This is a genomic window from Paractinoplanes rhizophilus, assembly GCF_042664765.1.
In the GTDB taxonomy this organism is placed as follows: domain Bacteria; phylum Actinomycetota; class Actinomycetes; order Mycobacteriales; family Micromonosporaceae; genus Actinoplanes; species Actinoplanes rhizophilus.
Genome location: NZ_JBHTBJ010000023.1, coordinates 27,638 through 42,491 on the forward strand (window position 1 = coordinate 27,638; position 14,854 = coordinate 42,491).

At 72.1% G+C, this 14,854-nt stretch carries 13 protein-coding genes; 7 read left to right on the forward strand and 6 right to left on the reverse strand.

Annotated elements, in window-relative coordinates; genetic code table 11:
• Positions 1 to 166: 166 nt before the first annotated feature.
• The 5 genes from ACFQS1_RS26220 to ACFQS1_RS26240 all read left to right on the forward strand — a co-directional run bounded on the left by ACFQS1_RS26220 (position 167) and on the right by ACFQS1_RS26240 (position 4,140).
• Positions 167 to 514: a hypothetical protein gene (locus tag ACFQS1_RS26220; RefSeq protein WP_378973166.1), complete on the forward strand. Its 348-nt coding sequence runs from the start codon at positions 167 to 169 to the stop codon at positions 512 to 514.
• A 114-nt stretch (positions 515 to 628) separates the two neighbouring features.
• The gene (locus ACFQS1_RS26225) at positions 629 to 1,198 is read left to right on the forward strand and encodes a YdeI/OmpD-associated family protein (protein WP_378973168.1); all 570 of its coding nucleotides are present in this window, start codon (positions 629 to 631) and stop codon (positions 1,196 to 1,198) included.
• Between the two features lie 72 nt (positions 1,199 to 1,270).
• On the forward strand, positions 1,271 to 2,641 hold the full coding sequence (locus ACFQS1_RS26230; RefSeq protein WP_378973171.1) for a serine/threonine-protein kinase: 1,371 nt from the start codon (positions 1,271 to 1,273) through the stop codon (positions 2,639 to 2,641).
• Between the two features lie 36 nt (positions 2,642 to 2,677).
• Complete coding sequence (locus tag ACFQS1_RS26235) at positions 2,678 to 3,532, forward strand: MerR family transcriptional regulator (protein ID WP_378973173.1); 855 nt, start codon at positions 2,678 to 2,680, stop codon at positions 3,530 to 3,532.
• Positions 3,533 to 3,594: 62 nt separating this feature from the next.
• A complete protein-coding gene (locus ACFQS1_RS26240) occupies positions 3,595 to 4,140 on the forward strand; it encodes a hypothetical protein (protein ID WP_378973175.1) in 546 nt (181 codons plus the stop codon).
• On the opposite strand, the gene ACFQS1_RS26245 is transcribed toward ACFQS1_RS26240, so the two are convergent.
• Positions 4,131 to 5,927: a bifunctional metallophosphatase/5'-nucleotidase gene (locus tag ACFQS1_RS26245; protein WP_378973178.1), complete on the reverse strand. Its 1,797-nt coding sequence runs from the start codon at positions 5,925 to 5,927 to the stop codon at positions 4,131 to 4,133. The two genes, ACFQS1_RS26240 and ACFQS1_RS26245, sit on opposite strands and share 10 nt — an antisense overlap.
• A gap of 89 nt (positions 5,928 to 6,016) precedes the next feature.
• Complete coding sequence (argS, locus tag ACFQS1_RS26250) at positions 6,017 to 7,657, reverse strand: arginine--tRNA ligase (RefSeq protein WP_378973180.1); 1,641 nt, start codon at positions 7,655 to 7,657, stop codon at positions 6,017 to 6,019.
• A gap of 168 nt (positions 7,658 to 7,825) precedes the next feature.
• Here argS and ACFQS1_RS26255 point away from each other — a divergent pair, with 168 nt between their 5' ends.
• Positions 7,826 to 8,269, forward strand: coding sequence for a protein-tyrosine phosphatase family protein (locus ACFQS1_RS26255; RefSeq protein ID WP_378973182.1), 444 nt, complete (start codon positions 7,826 to 7,828; stop codon positions 8,267 to 8,269).
• An 86-nt stretch (positions 8,270 to 8,355) separates the two neighbouring features.
• Positions 8,356 to 8,853, forward strand: a complete 498-nt coding sequence (locus ACFQS1_RS26260; RefSeq protein ID WP_378973185.1) for an SRPBCC family protein — start codon at positions 8,356 to 8,358, stop codon at positions 8,851 to 8,853.
• A gap of 16 nt (positions 8,854 to 8,869) precedes the next feature.
• Here the strand turns inward: ACFQS1_RS26260 and ACFQS1_RS26265 are convergent, their stop codons facing one another.
• Genes ACFQS1_RS26265 through ACFQS1_RS26280 form a run of 4 tightly spaced genes read right to left on the reverse strand, consistent with a single transcriptional unit; the run spans position 8,870 to position 14,677 of the window.
• Positions 8,870 to 9,679: a class I SAM-dependent methyltransferase gene (locus tag ACFQS1_RS26265; protein WP_378973187.1), complete on the reverse strand. Its 810-nt coding sequence runs from the start codon at positions 9,677 to 9,679 to the stop codon at positions 8,870 to 8,872.
• 10 nt (positions 9,680 to 9,689) lie between these two features.
• Complete coding sequence (locus ACFQS1_RS26270; RefSeq protein WP_378973189.1) at positions 9,690 to 12,338, reverse strand: ATP-binding protein; 2,649 nt, start codon at positions 12,336 to 12,338, stop codon at positions 9,690 to 9,692.
• Between the two features lie 36 nt (positions 12,339 to 12,374).
• On the reverse strand, positions 12,375 to 14,120 hold the full coding sequence (locus ACFQS1_RS26275) for a glycoside hydrolase family 3 protein (protein WP_378973192.1): 1,746 nt from the start codon (positions 14,118 to 14,120) through the stop codon (positions 12,375 to 12,377).
• Positions 14,117 to 14,677 (reverse strand): flavoprotein, encoded by a 561-nt coding sequence (locus ACFQS1_RS26280; RefSeq protein WP_378973194.1) that lies wholly within the window; start codon positions 14,675 to 14,677, stop codon positions 14,117 to 14,119. The genes ACFQS1_RS26275 and ACFQS1_RS26280 overlap by 4 nt, the downstream gene beginning before the upstream one ends.
• Between the last annotated feature and the right edge of the window lie 177 nt (positions 14,678 to 14,854).

Consider the following 14,854-nt stretch of genomic DNA (forward strand, 5'->3'; position numbering starts at 1 on the left):
GAACCTGTTAGCCACCTGAGTGACCCGTGTGAACGGCGTCAAGACTACCGGGGCCCGTCCAGTGGTTTCCGGGGCCGTGATGGCGTCCACACCGGACACGTTTGCCGCATGGCGCATACGGGCAGGTGAATTGAGGTACGGCGAGCGCAGGAGGAGAAAACCGACGATGTTCTCGACGAGCAGCAAAGCCGAGCGAACCGCCGAACAGGCGTGGGAGTATCTGTCGTCCGCGATGTCCTCGGCGGGCGACACCGCCACCAAGGCGGCATCGGCCGCCACCGACAAGGGCCAGGGCTGGGCCGACGAGGCCTGGCGCCGCGCCTCCGCCGCCGCGGACGCGCTGGCCGGGCGCCGCCCGGGCCGCCCGTGGGGCACGCTGCTGCTGGCCGGCCTGGCCGGCGTGGCGGTCGGCCTGGCCGCCGCGGCGTACTCCCGGCGCGCCCTGGCGCGTCAGGCGGCCGAGGAGGAGCAGGAGCTGGCCCAGACCGCGGTGGTCCTCACCGGCGACCGCTGAGCACGGAAAACGCGTAGTCCCGGCCGTCGGGCGGAGTCTTCCGCCGCCCGGCGGCCGCAAGCCCCGTGGCTCGCCTCGCTCCCGCGTGATCGGCACAGGGCCTACCCTGTGCGCGTGGACGCAGTCTTCTTCGATACGGCCGCTGACCTGCGCGCCTGGTTCGAGGCGAATCATGACTCCGCGCCCGAGTTGTTCGTCGGGTACTGGAAGAAGGGGACCGGGCGAACCGGCGTCTCCCACTCCGACGCGATCGAGCAGGCGCTCTGCTTCGGCTGGATCGACAGCATCGCCCGCCGGATCGACGAGCGCAGCTACCGGGTGCGGTTCACCCCGCGACGCCGGGGCAGCGTCTGGAGCGCGATCAACGTGGCCAAGATCGCTGAGCTCACCGAGCGGGGGCTGATGACGCCGGCCGGGCGCAAGGCGTTCGAGGAACGCAAGATCGATCAAGGGCCGGCCTACTCGTACGAGCAGGAAGTGGGCCTCGACGCCCGGCAGACCGCCCTGTTCCGGGCAGATCGGGCCGCCTGGGAGTGGTTCTCGGCGCAGAGCCCGTACTACCGGCGCGCCGCCACCCACTGGGTCGTGAGCGCCAAGCGCGCGGACACGCGTGAGCGTCGTCTGGCCCAGCTCATCACCGATTCGGCGGCGGGACGTAGGGTGCCACCGCTGGCCCCCCGCTAGGAGCGGGCCATCTGTAGAGTTGAGCGACGTTCGCTTGCGTGGCGGTTGCCACCCGATTAGATAGGTCCGGCGGTGCTGTCTGCGGGGAATCTCCTGGGCAACCGGTATCGGTTGGACGAGCGCATCGCCACCGGCGGCATGGGCGAGGTGTGGCGCGGCACCGACGTGGTGCTGGGCCGGGTGATCGCGGTCAAGGTGCTCAAGACCGCGATGCTGGCCGACCCCGAGTTCTCGGCGCGCTTCTACGGCGAGGCCCGGATGATGGCCTCGTTCCGCCACCCCGGCGTCGTCGAGGTCTACGACTACGCCGGCGCCGAGGAGGACAGCGACGACCGGGTCGCCTACCTGGTGATGGCGTACGTGGAGGGCGAGCCGCTCTCGGCCCGGGTGCGCCAGGGCCCGATGAGCGTCACCGAGACCATGTCGATCGTGGCGCAGGCGGCCGACGCGTTGCACGCCGCGCACGAGGTCGGCGTGGTGCACCGCGACGTCAAGCCGGGCAACCTGATCGTGAAGCCGACCGGCGCGGTCGTGCTGGTCGACTTCGGCGTCGCCCGCTCGGCCGCGGTGACCAGCGTCACCCAGCTCAACGCGATCGTCGGCACCGCGCTCTACATGGCGCCCGAGCAGGTCGCCAAGGGTAAGGTCACGGCCGCCACCGACATCTACGCGCTCGGCGCGGTGGCCTACCACTGCATCGCCGGGCACCCGCCGTTCGACGGCGACAACGCGCTGCAGGTGGCCCTGCGCCACCTCGAGGACGAGCCCGAGCCGCTGCCGGCCCACGTGCCGCCCGCGGTGCGCGACCTGATCGCCCGGGCCATGGCCAAGCAGCCGGTCGACCGGTTCGAGACGGCCGCCGCGTTCGCCGAGGCGGCGTTCGAGGCGGCCGGCCCGCTCGACTGGAAGCGGATGACGGGCACGACCATGGTCGCCCCGAGCAGCCCGGCCCCGCCGACCCGCGCGGTGCCGATGCCGCGCGACCTGCCGCTCGCCGCGCCGCCGGTCCGGGGCAAGCCGCGCGGCCAGACCGCGCTGCTGGTGGCGATCGTGGCGATGGGGGTGCTGGCCCTCGGCCTCACCATGGCGATCATTCTCCGGCCCGGCAGCAGCCCGGCCGGCGACCAGACCGGGACAAACGTGGTGCCCTCGGAAACCGCGCCGCAGCAGGAGTCCGAGGCGCCGGAGCCCGCGCCGTCGGTCGGCGCCACCACCGCCCGCGTCAAGCCGAACGGGGCGGGCAAGGCTTCCTCGGCCCCGGCGAGTTCCTCGGCCAAGCCGACCACGACCGCCACGCCGACCGCGACGCCGCCCACCACCCCGCCGACGACTCCGCCGACCACGCCGCCGACCACCGAGCCGGCCACCACTCCCCCGACGACCGAGCCCGCCACCACGCCGCCCACCACCGCGCCCGGGGTCGGCCCGGCGGCCGGGAGTTGACCCTGACACCGTGTCAGGCCGGAAGGTACGAGGACCATGTTCAGTATCGGAGACTTCGCCGGCCTGGGCCGGGTGTCGGTGCGCATGCTGCGCCACTACGACGCCATCGGCCTGCTGCGCCCCGCCCACGTCGACCCGCACAGCGGCTACCGCTACTACACCGCCGCACAGCTGAAACGGCTCAACCGGATCATCGCGCTCAAAGACCTCGGCTTCTCGCTGCAGCACGTGCAGGTGCTGATCGAGGAGAAGGTCGGCGTCGGTGAGCTGCGCGGCATGCTGCGCCTGCGGCGGGCCGAGCTGGAGGCCCAGGTGCAGCGGGACAACGTGCGCCTGGCCCAGGTCGACGCGCGTCTCCGGATGATCGAGATCGAGGGGCATATGGACACCGGAGACGTCATCCTCAAGGAACTGCCGGCGCTGCGGGTGGCGGAGCTGTCCGCGACCGCCACCAGCTACGACGACCCCAACTCCATCAGCGGGAACCTGTCGCCGCTCTATCCGCGGCTGATGGAGCTGATGGAGAAGGCGGCCGTGCCGATGTGCGGGGCGCCGATCGCCTACTACCTGCCGGCGCCGGCCGGGCCCGGCGACGAGACCATCACCGTGCACGCGGCCTTCCCGATCGGCGACGCCGAGGTGGGCGACGACCCCGGCTTCGACGTGACGGTGCTGCCCGCGATCGAGCAGGCGGCCACGGCCCTGCACGAGGGCTCGATGTCCGAGGCGTTCCGCACCGGCCAGAAGATCGCGACCTGGATCGACGACAACGGGTACCGCACGGTCGGGCCGGGCTTCGCCCGCGAGGTCTACCTCGACTGCCCGCCCGGCGAGTTCGACAAGTGGGTCACCGAGATGCAGGTGCCGGTCGGCAAGAACGACGGGGACTGACCCTCAGGTCGGGGCCGGGCCTGCCGATGGGGCGGTCCCGGCAACCGAGAGGCAACCGCTCGATGACCACTCAGCTCCCGTACGGCCCGCCGCAGCAACCGCAGTGGGGTCAGCAGCAGCCGTCTCAATATGGCGGCCTCATGGTGCCCTACCCGGAGCTGATCCGGACCGCGGGCGCACCCAAGCCGTCATGGGTGCCGGTGGTGGTCTGGACGTTCTTCTTCGGCCTGCTGGGGTTGATCTCGGCGGCCCGGCGCGCCGGCAAGGCTCGCCGGGCCGGGCATCCGGGGCAGCCGTATTGGATCGCGTTCGGCGTGACGTGGGTCGCGAGCTTCGTGATCTGGGCGGTGGCGATGGCCATCGCGATCCCGGTCTACCTGAACATCCGGCACGAGGCCGTGGCGAAGTCGATCGCCGAGAACCTCACGGCACAGCCGGCCGCGAAAGGCGTCCGGATCAGTTCCGCCGACTGCGAGCCGCTCAGCCGGAAGGGGCCGGGCGGGCTCGACGCCTACTCGTGCCACGTCACGCTGAGCACCGGCGCCGATGGTGCCGTCACCGTCCTCGCGGACGGCGACGGCACCGTCAAAGGCGTGCGTCAGAACTGAATCGGCACGCCGTCGCGGACCAGCTGCCAGTTCTTGACGAAGAAGTCGGCCGGGTCGATGGCGCCCTTCGCCTGGGCCCAGTCGATGAGCAGCTGGCGGATCTCCTGCTGGGCGTTGTAGACCTGCGTCTTCACGATGCCGGGGAAGTTGCCGCCGCCCGAGCGCCGGTAGTTGTTCACCGCCACCACGAACTGGGCGGCCGGGTCGATGTCGGCGCCGTCGATCTGCAGGCGGGTGATCCGCGAGCCGATCGGCTTGCTGATGTCGATGTCGTAGTCGACGCCGGACAGCACGTCGTAGTTGTAGTCCGGGATCGACGGGTCGCTGATCGTGTCGGGGTTGACCGGCGCGTCCGGGGCGAGCGTCACGAAGAATTTCGCCGAGTACTCCAGGTACGCCTTCACCTCGGCGCCGGTCAGCACGACCGCCTCGAGCGTGTTGTCGTAGATGTACAGCCCGGCCACGTCCTTGATCTTGACGTCGCCCTGCGGGAACACGGCGGTCCGGCTGAACGGCGCCGCGATCGACAGGACCGGCAATGACGCGTACGACGTGCCGGCCAGCGCCGCCGTGACGGTGTCGGTCTGCACCTTGTTGATGTAGTCGAGGATCGGCGTGTCCTCGTACCGCGAGGAGGCCGCCGACAGTTCCTCGGTGGACGTCGCGACGACCTGGTTGACGTACGCGACGGTCTTCGCGTGCTGCGCCCGGGTGACGGCGAGCACGACCGGGTCGGCGTCGACCGTGTTGGTGTTCAGCGTGGTCGCGGCCTTCGTGGTGATCTTCCACTTGCCGCGCTCGCGGACCAGGTCGAAGTCCATCCTGGTGAGCCGCTGGCCCCACTTCGACGGCTCGGACATCAGCACCTGCTGCCCGGTGGCGGTGTTGGCCACGAACCGCTGTGGGATCTCCAGGTGGGCGTGGCCGAACAGGATCGCGTCGATGCCCGGCACGTTCTGGGCGATCAGCGCGGCCGGGTTCTCGTTCGGCAGCTCGGGGCCGTAGCTGGAGGTGCCGGAGTCGCCGCCGTGCGCCGAGATGAGCACGATGTCGGCGCCGCAGCGCCGCATGACCGGCACCCACTTGGCCGCGGTGCTCACCATGTCGAGGAAGTTCAGCTTGCCCTCGACGTTCGCCCGGTCCCAGATCGCCACGCCCGGGTTGGTCAGGCCCAGGATGCCGACCCGCAGCGTCGGCGCGTGCTTGCCGAGGGAGACCTTCTTGATCACGTACGGCGTGAAGGCCGGCTTGCCGGTCTTGGCGCTGACCGCGTTCGCGGCGAGGGCCGGGAAGCCGAGCTGACGGATCCAGAGGTTCAGCAGCGGCAGGCCGTAGTTGAACTCGTGGTTGCCCAGGGTGACCGCGTCGTAGTGCAGCACGTTCATGGCGCGCGCCATCGGGTGCTTCTCACCGGTCGTGGTGATCGGCTCCTGCTTGGCGTAGTACGTGGCCAGCGGGGTGCCCTGGATGGTGTCGCCGGCGTCCAGCACCAGCGTCGCGCCGGTCGCCTCCTTGCGGATCTTGTTGACCAGCGCGGCGAGCTTGGCCACGCCGACGTCGTTGTGCGCGCTGTCGTCGTACTCGGCGTCCCGGTAGTAGTCCCAGTTATACACATTTCCATGCGTATCGGACGTGCCCAGCACGGTGAGATGGTACGTCTTCTCGGGGGCGGGCTTGTGGCCGTGGCCATGGGCCTGGGCCGCCTGGGAACCCACGAGTGGGGCCGCCGCCGCGGCCACCGAGGCGGCGATAACCGTACGCCGCGATACACCGGCGGGAGGAGTCATCACGAACCTTTCCGAACGGGAGAAGCATGCGCCTGGTGGGCGCCTGAACGCACCCTAACCTCCGCGGCATCGACGAAGAAGAACGCGGGCTACATCTCCTCGGGAAGATCGATTCCGAGCAGCGACAGGCCCAGGGCCAGCGTGCGGGCGGTCCGGTCGGCCAGCGTCAGCCGGCTCGCCCGGGTCGCGCCGGCCGACCGCAGCACCGGGCAGGTCTCGTAGAAGCCGGAGAACGCGACCGCCAAATCGTGCAGATAGGACGCGAGCCGGTGCGGCTCCCGCAGGTCGGCGGCGGCGGTCACGGCCGCCTCGAAGCCGAGCAGCGCCAGGGCGAGACGCCGCTCGGCGGGCTCGGTCAGCGTCACCGGCCCGAGATCAAAAACGGACCGCCGGAAGATCGAGCGGATTCTCGCGTACGCGTACTGCAGGTACGGCCCGGTGTTGCCGGTGGCGGCGAGCATCCGGTCCCAGTCGAACAGGTAGTCGGAGCGCCGGTCGCCGGACAGGTCCGCGTACTTGATCGCGCCGACGCCGATGGCGGCCGAGGACGCCCGTTCGTCCGCCTCGTCGAGCAGATCGTCCAGCCGCACGTTGTCGCCGGCCCGCGTCTTGAACATCTTGCCGTCCGCGCCCAGGATCGACCCGAACTCGACGTGCTCGGCGGTGACGTGCCCGGGCAGCCAGCCCGCGGCCCGGCACACCGCGAAGACCATCCGGAAATGGGTCCGCTGTGGCGCGCCCACCACGTAGAGCAGCCGATCCGCGCCGAGCGCCCGCACCCGGTGCCGCAGGGCGGCGAGGTCGGTCGCCGCGTACCCGAAACCGCCGTCGCTCTTGCGCACGATCAGCGGCAGCGGCTCGCCGTCCCGGCCGGTGAAACCGGGCGGGAAGACGCAGAGCGCGCCCTCGCTCTCCACCAGCAGGCCCCGCGCGGCCAGGTCGTCCACGACGGACGCGACCTGGTCCTGGTAGAAGCTCTCGCCGACGAAGTCGGCGGCGGTCAGCGTCACCCCGAGCCGGGCGTAGGTGGCGAGGAAGTTCCGCTCGGTCTGCTCGATCAGCCGGTGCCACAGCTCCCGGCACAGCTCGTCGCCGGATTGCAGGGCCACCACCCGCAGGCGCGCCCGGGTCTTGAACGCCTCGTCGCCGTCGAACTTCACCCGCGCGGCACGGTAGAAGTCGGTCAGGTCGCCCAGCGAATGCTCGGCCCGTTCGGCGCCGAGATCGACCATGTGCTCGATCAGCATCCCGAACTGGGTGCCCCAATCGCCGACGTGGTTGACCCGGATCACGCGGTGGCCCCGCCACTCGAGGATCCGCGCCAGCGCGTCCCCGATGATCGTCGACCGCAGGTGCCCGACCTGCATCTGTTTGGCGGCGTTCGGTCCGGAGTAGTCGATGACCACGCGTTCGGGACCGGCCACGAGCGGCACGCCGAGCCGGTCGTCGAGACCGTCGATCGCGGACCCGAGCACGGCGTCGTCGACGGTGAGGTTGAGGAAGCCGGGCCGGGAGATCGCCACGGTAGCCAGGCCGGCGAGATCGGCCCGGGCGGCGACCTCGGCGGCGATCTCCCCCGGCGGGCGGCCGGCCCGCTTGGCCAGCGCGAGCACGGCCGCGGACTGGAAGTCGGCGTGCTGCGAACGCCGGACCACCGGATCAACGGGGAATCCGGCCGCGGCCGCGAGGGCCGGTCCGAGCCGGTCGGCGAGCTGAGCTTCGAGATTCATGGCAAACCCATCGACGGTACGCGCGGAGGCGGGTCGACCGGCTCAGGGCACAAAAGAACCGGCGGGCTCGACCCGCCGGTGGAAGGGCACTGCTTCAGCGGCGGTCGTCTGATCGCCGGCGTCGCTCGCTGAAGCTGTGCATGGGCGCGACTGTAGCAGGATGGTGGCGTGCGGATCGAGCAGTTGTGGCGGGCCGGGGATGCGGGGGTGCTCGCGTTGCCGTCGGGGCGGCTGGTGCGCGGGCGGGGGCTTCGCGACCCGATGCCGTCGGGCCATCCGCCGGCGTTCGGGGTCTATCTGCTCGGCGCCGAACCGCCCGAGCTCGGATGGGAGACGCGCTGGGTGCGGTGGCCCGACTTCCGATTGCCGGCGGACCCGGCGTACCTGAAAGAGGTTTTGATCGAAAGCCTGCACCGCGCCGAGAGTGAGCGGGTCGAGATCGCCTGCGGCGGCGGCCGCGGGCGCACCGGAACCGCCCTGGCCTGCCTCGCGGCGCTGGACGGCGTGCCGGCGGCCGGCGCGGTCCGGTACGTGCGCGAGCACTACCACCCGCGCGCGGTGGAGACGCCGTGGCAGAAGAGGTTCGTGCGACGCTTCGATCCCTTTCGATAGCCGTGTCGGCCGCCCGGGCGAAACACGGGGCACTGATCAGAAGCTGCCATTACGCTGGGACAGCACGCCGACGCCCTGGGGGACCGATGATCGTCGTGGAGCGCACGTTCGCCGTGACCGCACCCCCGGACGCCGTGCTGGCGTACCTGCGAGACTTCGCGAACGCCCGGGAATGGGACCCGTCGGCCCGCGCGACCCACCGCCTCGGCGCCGGGCCGATCGTGCCGGGCGCGCATTGGCGGCACGTCCGCAAGCTGCTCGGGGTGACGGCCGAGCTGACGTACACGCTGATCGCCGCCGACCCGGGCCGGCTCGTCTTCCACGCCCGCAGCGAGGGTGCGACCTGCGTCGACACGGTCACGCTGGGGCCGGTGGCGGGCGGCACCGAGGTGAGCTACCGCAGCGAGATCGAAATGCACGGGCTGGCGAAGCTGGCCACCCCGGTCATCCGCGCCGAGATCGAGAAGCTCGCCTCCGGCAGCGTCGCCGCGGTGCGGGCGGCGCTCGAGGGCACGGCGGTGCACCGCCGGTTCGGCGCCGCCACGCCGAACCGGCTCACCACCCCCGTGGAGGAAACCGGCTGAGCCGGCTCCGCTTCGCTCAGCGGCGCGTTGCCAGGATCTGGACGTAGCCGGACGGGATCTTCGTGGTGCCGTCCGTGGCGACGTTGTGCTCGGCGGCCAGCGCGACCAGGTCGTCGTAGAGCGGCTTGCCGCCGTCCGGGCCGAGCGCCTCGAACGCCTTGAGGGTCGGGCCGTAGTTGGTGCGGAAGTAGTCGGCGAAATGCTCGGGCGACGCGAAGCGGAAGACGAACGTGCGCGGCACCACCCGCAGGTCGCTGACCCGGTCGCCGAACAGCTCGCGGATCCGGGGCTCGCTGCCCCACTCCACCGGGCCGCGGATGCCGGGCGGCGGCGGGACGCGGCGGCCCACCGTGCGGAACATGTGGCCGATGAAGCCGTCCGGAGTCCAGTTCGCCATGGCGATCGTGCCGCCCGGCCGGCAGACCCGGACCAACTCGGCCGCGACCTTCTCCTGGTCGGGCGCGAACATCGCGCCGACCACCGAGAACACCGCGTCGTAGGAGGCGTCGGGATAGGGCAGGTTCTCGGCGTCGGCGACGGCGAAGTCCATCGGCAGGTGCTCGGCGGCGGCGCGCTGCCGGCCGCGGTCGAGCAGGCCGGTCACGTAGTCGGTCGAGGTCACCCGGCAGCCGCAGCGGGCCGCCGCCAGCGAGGCGTTGCCGGAGCCGGCCGCCACGTCGAGCACGGTCGCGCCGGCCGAGAGGTCGGCGGCCTGCGCGAGATCCTCGGCGATCGGCTGGATGAGCGCGGCCACGGCGCTGTAGTCGCCGCTGGCCCATATCTTCTGCTGCTTGGCCTTCAGGCCGTCCAGTTCAAGTTCGGTCATGCCGAGGACGCTAGGAATCGCCGCCGGTCCCCACATGGGGAGAGTTCCCCAACTTGCGGGCCACCACGGCGGCTTGACCCCTATTTCGTACGCCCAATTTGCCGAGCACCGCCGACACGTGATGGTCGACCGTCTTGGCGGACAGCGTCAGGCGGGCCGCGATCTCCGCGTTGCTCAGGCCCTCGGCGAGCAGCGCCAGCACCTCGCGCTGGCGGCCGGTCAGCCCGGTCGGATCGGCGGCCGTGGCCGGGCGGGGGCCGCGCGGCACCGGCAGTCCCCGCTCGCGCAGCGCCGCACGCAGCCGCCGGGCCGGACGCACCGCGCCGAGCCGATCGAAGATCCGCAGCGCCTCGGTGGTCGCGTCGGCGTCGCCCCCGGACAGCGCCTCGGCCCGCAGGTACGGGCATCCGAGCTTGGCCCATTCGTCGGCCGCGGCCCGCCACTCCCCCGCGATCATCAGCCGGAACGGCTCGGCCGCGGACCCGGCCGCCGACGGCGGGACCTCGCCGCCGGCCCGCCACAGCCAGAACGCCAGCTCGCCGAGGAACCACGCGTGCCCGGCTCGTTCGGCCACACCGAGACCGTGCCCGGCCTCGACCCGCGCCCGCTCGAGATCGCCGTCCAGCCAGCACAGCTCGGCCAGGGCGATCGCGGCCGGGCCGACAAACTGGATCTCGTCGGCCCGATAGCCACGCTCGCGCGCGAGCGCCGCGTCCTCGCGCGCGCCCGGCTGGTCGCGGCGCGCCCGCAGCACGGCCCGCACGCTCAGCGCCGGCACGAGATAGGCGCCCGGCACCTCGCCGCCGGCCATGGCCTCCTCGACGTCGGCCGCCGCCGTCGCCCAGTCGCCGCGGGCCAGCCCCACCCGCGCCCGGTGGCCGAGCAAGTGCCGCATGTAGCCGTCGAGGTCACGGGCGGTCAGGAACGGCAGGACCCGGTCGAAGGTCTCCTCGGCGAGATCGAGGGCGTATCCGTCGACCGCCATCGTGCCGAGATTGACCAGGGCGCGCCCGGCGTGATCGTCCAGCCCCGCCGCGACCGCCAGGGCGAACGCCTCCCGCAGACCGGTCACGCCGGCCGGTTCGTCGCGCAGGAACCGGGCCGACGCGATATTCACCATGGCGTGCAGCATGGTGTCCCGGTCGCCGTTCCGCCGCGCCAGCTCGAGCGCCCGGCTGCCCCATGCGATCGCCGGCTCCTCCTCGTTGGCCAGCATGTACAGCTGCGACAGATGGCTGTAGGCGGCGGCCAGTTCCCGGCCGGGCGAGGCGCCCGGCGAAGCGGCCGGCGACAAGGCAGGCGACGCGCCCGGCGGAATGGCCTCGAGCACGCCGACCGCACGCCAGCAGTATCGGCGGGCGTCGTCGGGACGGCCGTTCCACCAGCTCAGCCGGGCCATCCAGCGTAGGTTGTCGCCGACGCGAAGCGGGTCGCCGAGCTCCTCGCGCAGGCGCAGCGCGGACTGCCGGGCCTCGATCGCGTCGACGCCGAGGCCCGCGTGGTAGGCGGCCAGCGAGTGCTCCTCGAGCAGCCCGGCGCGCTCCTCCACCGGGCGGTCGCCGGCCAGCGCGAGCGCGGTCGCGTAATGCGCCACCGCCTGCCGGTAGGCGCCCAGCTCGGCGGCCCGGCGGGCGGCGATCGGGGCCCAGCGGAGGACGGCCTCGACGTCGCCGGCGTGGTGGGCGTGGTGCACCAGGCGCGCGGGGTCGACACCCGGCATCGTCGTCAGGGCGGACAGGACTTCGGCGTGCAGGGCCTTTCGGCGTACGGGAGAAAGGGCCTCCTCCACCGCGCGGCGCAACAGTTCGTGGCGGAAGGCGACGCCGTCGCCGCGCGCGGTGAGAACACCGCGGGCCAGGCATTCGTCGACCGCCCCGGCACGACCCCGCAGCAGGTCGGATTCGGCGCGGGCGGGCACCACCGAGACCAGGCGGGCCACCTCGCGGGCCGGCTCGCCGAGCGCGGACAGCCGGGAGAGGACGAGGTCGCGGACGGTCGGCGGGACGCCCTCGGCCCCGGCCGCGAGGACCTCGGTCACCAGCAGCGGGTTGCCGCCGGTCACCTCGTACACCTCGGGGGTGCCGCGGCCGGCCCGCCGCGCGAGCTCCGCGACCGCCGCTCGGGAGAGCGGCGGCAGCGTCACCCGCCGGGAGAGGGCGGGCGGGAGTCCGGCCAGGACGTTTCGCAAGCGGTGGTCGGGACCGATCTCGTCATCGCGGTACGTCACCAGCAGCAGCGCCCGGCACAACGCGAGCCGGCGGCCGAGGAACGCCACCATGTCGAGCGTGGCCTCGTCGGCCCAGTGCAGGTCCTCCAGCACGACGACCGGGCGGGCGGTCTGCGGTGGCCGGTCGAGTGCCTCCAGCAACAGGTCGAACACCTCGGCCCGGGGCGCCTGGAGAATGCGCTCGCGGAGGCGGCCGCCGAGCGCGCGGGCGATGTCGTGCAGCGGGCCCAGCGCACGCGGCGTGCGCAACGGATCGCAGGCGCCCCACAGCACCTGGGCCCGGGGGCCGGCCGCCGCGGCGAACGCGGCGGCGAGGGTGGACTTGCCGGCGCCGGCCTCGCCGCTGAGCACGGCGACGCGGCCGCCCGCCGAGGTCTCGGCGAGCAGCCTGGTCAGCGTCGCGAGCTCGTCCGCGCGTTCCAGCAGGTCCATGTACCGGCCACGGTAGGCCGGGGGCGCGAGCGCTTCCTAGCGTCTTTCGGACAGGCCGCTGCCGTACGGGTACAGACCTTCGATCGTGACGGGGAGGCGGCCGGTCGCCCGGGCCTTGCCCTGAAGGACGGCGGCCAGGGCGGTGATCGAGACGGGCTGGTAGTCGTAGGCGGCCACGTAGGTCGCGGCGGTCGGGAAGTACGCGAGGTCGTAGGGCCCGCCCACCGCGGCGACGACGATCGGCTTGCCGGTGGCGAGAAGGGACGCGACGAGGCGCTGCTGCGTCGGATCCGACCAGGCGTTGTACGTGGTGACGACCGTGACGTCGTGCTCGGCGGCGGCCGCCACGGCCTCGGCTATCACGGCGTCCGAAGGGGAACCGGTGTAGAACCGGGTGGCGCCGAGCGCTGTGGCGAGGTTGGCGGTCGTGGAGACACCCCAGCCGGTGACGAGGACGCTCTGGCCGTCCTTGAGCGGGAGGGCCGCGTCGCGGAGCACCGTGATCGACCGGGCCGCGGCGTCGGCCATCACCGCCTGGTGGGCGGAGCTGCCTACGGCCGGGTTCTCCGGGACGTACGGGTCATAAGTCTTGGTTTTGAGAATGCGGCGCACGGACTGGTCGATGCGGCGCTCGGAGATGGCGCCGGTGGCGACCGCGTCGAGGAGGGTCTGGATGGCCAGCGGGACGTTGCGGGGCATGAGGAGCTGATCGACGCCCGCGTTCACCGCGTCCAGGACGATCTGCTGGTCGGTGTAGTCCTCGAGAGCCGCCGCCTCCAGCGCGTCGGTGATCACCACGCCGTTGAAGTGGAGCTGGTGGCGCAGCAGGCCGGTGATGATCGGCTCGGAGAGGCTCGCCGGCTTGCCGGACGGGTCCAGCGCCGGGGCGATGATGTGGGCGGCCATGATGCTCTCGGCGCCCGCCTGGATCGCTGCTTTGAACGGCGGGATGTGGGTCTTCAGGATCTCTTGACGGCTCTCGTCGGTGACCGCCACGCCGTTGTCGGTGTTGACCGTGGTGTCGCCCAGCCCCGGGAAGTGCTTGGCCTGCGTGCCGATGTGCGCGCTCTCGTACCCTTTTATGGCCTTTGTTGTGAAAGCGGTGACGTGGTGGGTCCGGTCGCTGAACGCGCGGACGCCGTCGGCGCTGTTCAGGGGGTTGGTGTTGACGTCGACCACGGGCGCGTCGACCACGTTGATACCCAGTGCCTTGAGCTCCTCGCCGCTGACCCGGGCGGCCCGCTCGGCGGTGCGCGGGTCGAAGGTCGCGCCCAGCGCCATGTTGCCCGGGGAGACCGCCAGCGGGGCGCCGATCCGGTTGACGACGCCGCCCTCCTGATCGGTGCTGATCTGCAGCGGGATGCCGGTGTCGGCCATCGCGGCGCGCTGCAGGCCGTTGGAGAGGGCGGCGATCTGGGTGGGGTTGCCGAGGTTGTGGCTCCAGGTGAAGTAGATGACGCCGCCCAGGTGGTACTTGGCGACGGCCTGGGCGGCGGTGGACACGTCGGCGCCGAACATCGCCTGGTTGGCGGCGGCATCGGCGGCACTCGGCGCGGTGGCGCTGTCGCCGTACACGTAGGAGACGATCATCTGGCCGACCTTCTCGGCCAGGGTCATGTTCTTCAGCGGGTCACTCCCATGAGCCGGCGTTCCTTCCGCCGCCTGCGTTCCTTCCGCCGCCTGCGTTCCGCCCACCGCCGGCGTTCCTTCCGCCGCCGGCGTTCCGCCCACCGCCTGCGTTCCGCCCACTGCCAAGATCAACGCCAGGAGCCACTTGGTCATGCCCTCATCGGAACGCCTCGATCGATCGATGTCAAATCCTCGACCAGCTCCAAGGCCCGCAGCCACGGGAAGTTGCGGGGGTCGTTCCGGCCGGGCGGCAGCGGTTCCCAATCGTCGCCGGGGCCGAACAGCACGCGTACGCCCTCGGACCGCAGATCGTCGACCGCCTGGCGGAACGGCCGCCGGGCGGCGAGCGCCGAGTTGACCGCCGGCACGACGACCGTCGGCACGCCCCGCCCGATCACTTCGGCGATCGAGCTGAGCGCGTAGGTGTCGGCGATCCCGGCCGCGAGCTTGTTGACCGTGTTGAACGTCGCCGGCGCCACGATCAGCGCATCGGCCGGCGGCGAGATCCGCCGGCCGTCCGGCGCGAACTTGTACGTCGTGCGCACCGGCCGGCCGCTGACCCGCGCGACGTCGGCGACGTCGATGAACTCGAGCGCGTTCTGCGTGGCCGTGACGTCGACGGCCCAGCCGCGCCGCGCCGCCTCGGAGATCAGCCCGACCACCCCGGAGGCCGCGCCGCCCCCGCACACCACGACCCGCAAATCACCCATAGCTTGCGATTCTGCCGGATGAGCGAGGCTCGGCGCTCCCCTTACCGTCAGGCGATCCCACCCGGGGAGTCGTTCGCGATCGGCGACCCGTCTTTCGGGGTGGTGGTTCAGCTCCGCCGCGCGTTGCCTGGCCGCGGCTTCGCCCCACCTGTCTGCGCGCCCTTTGCTCTGCTTACT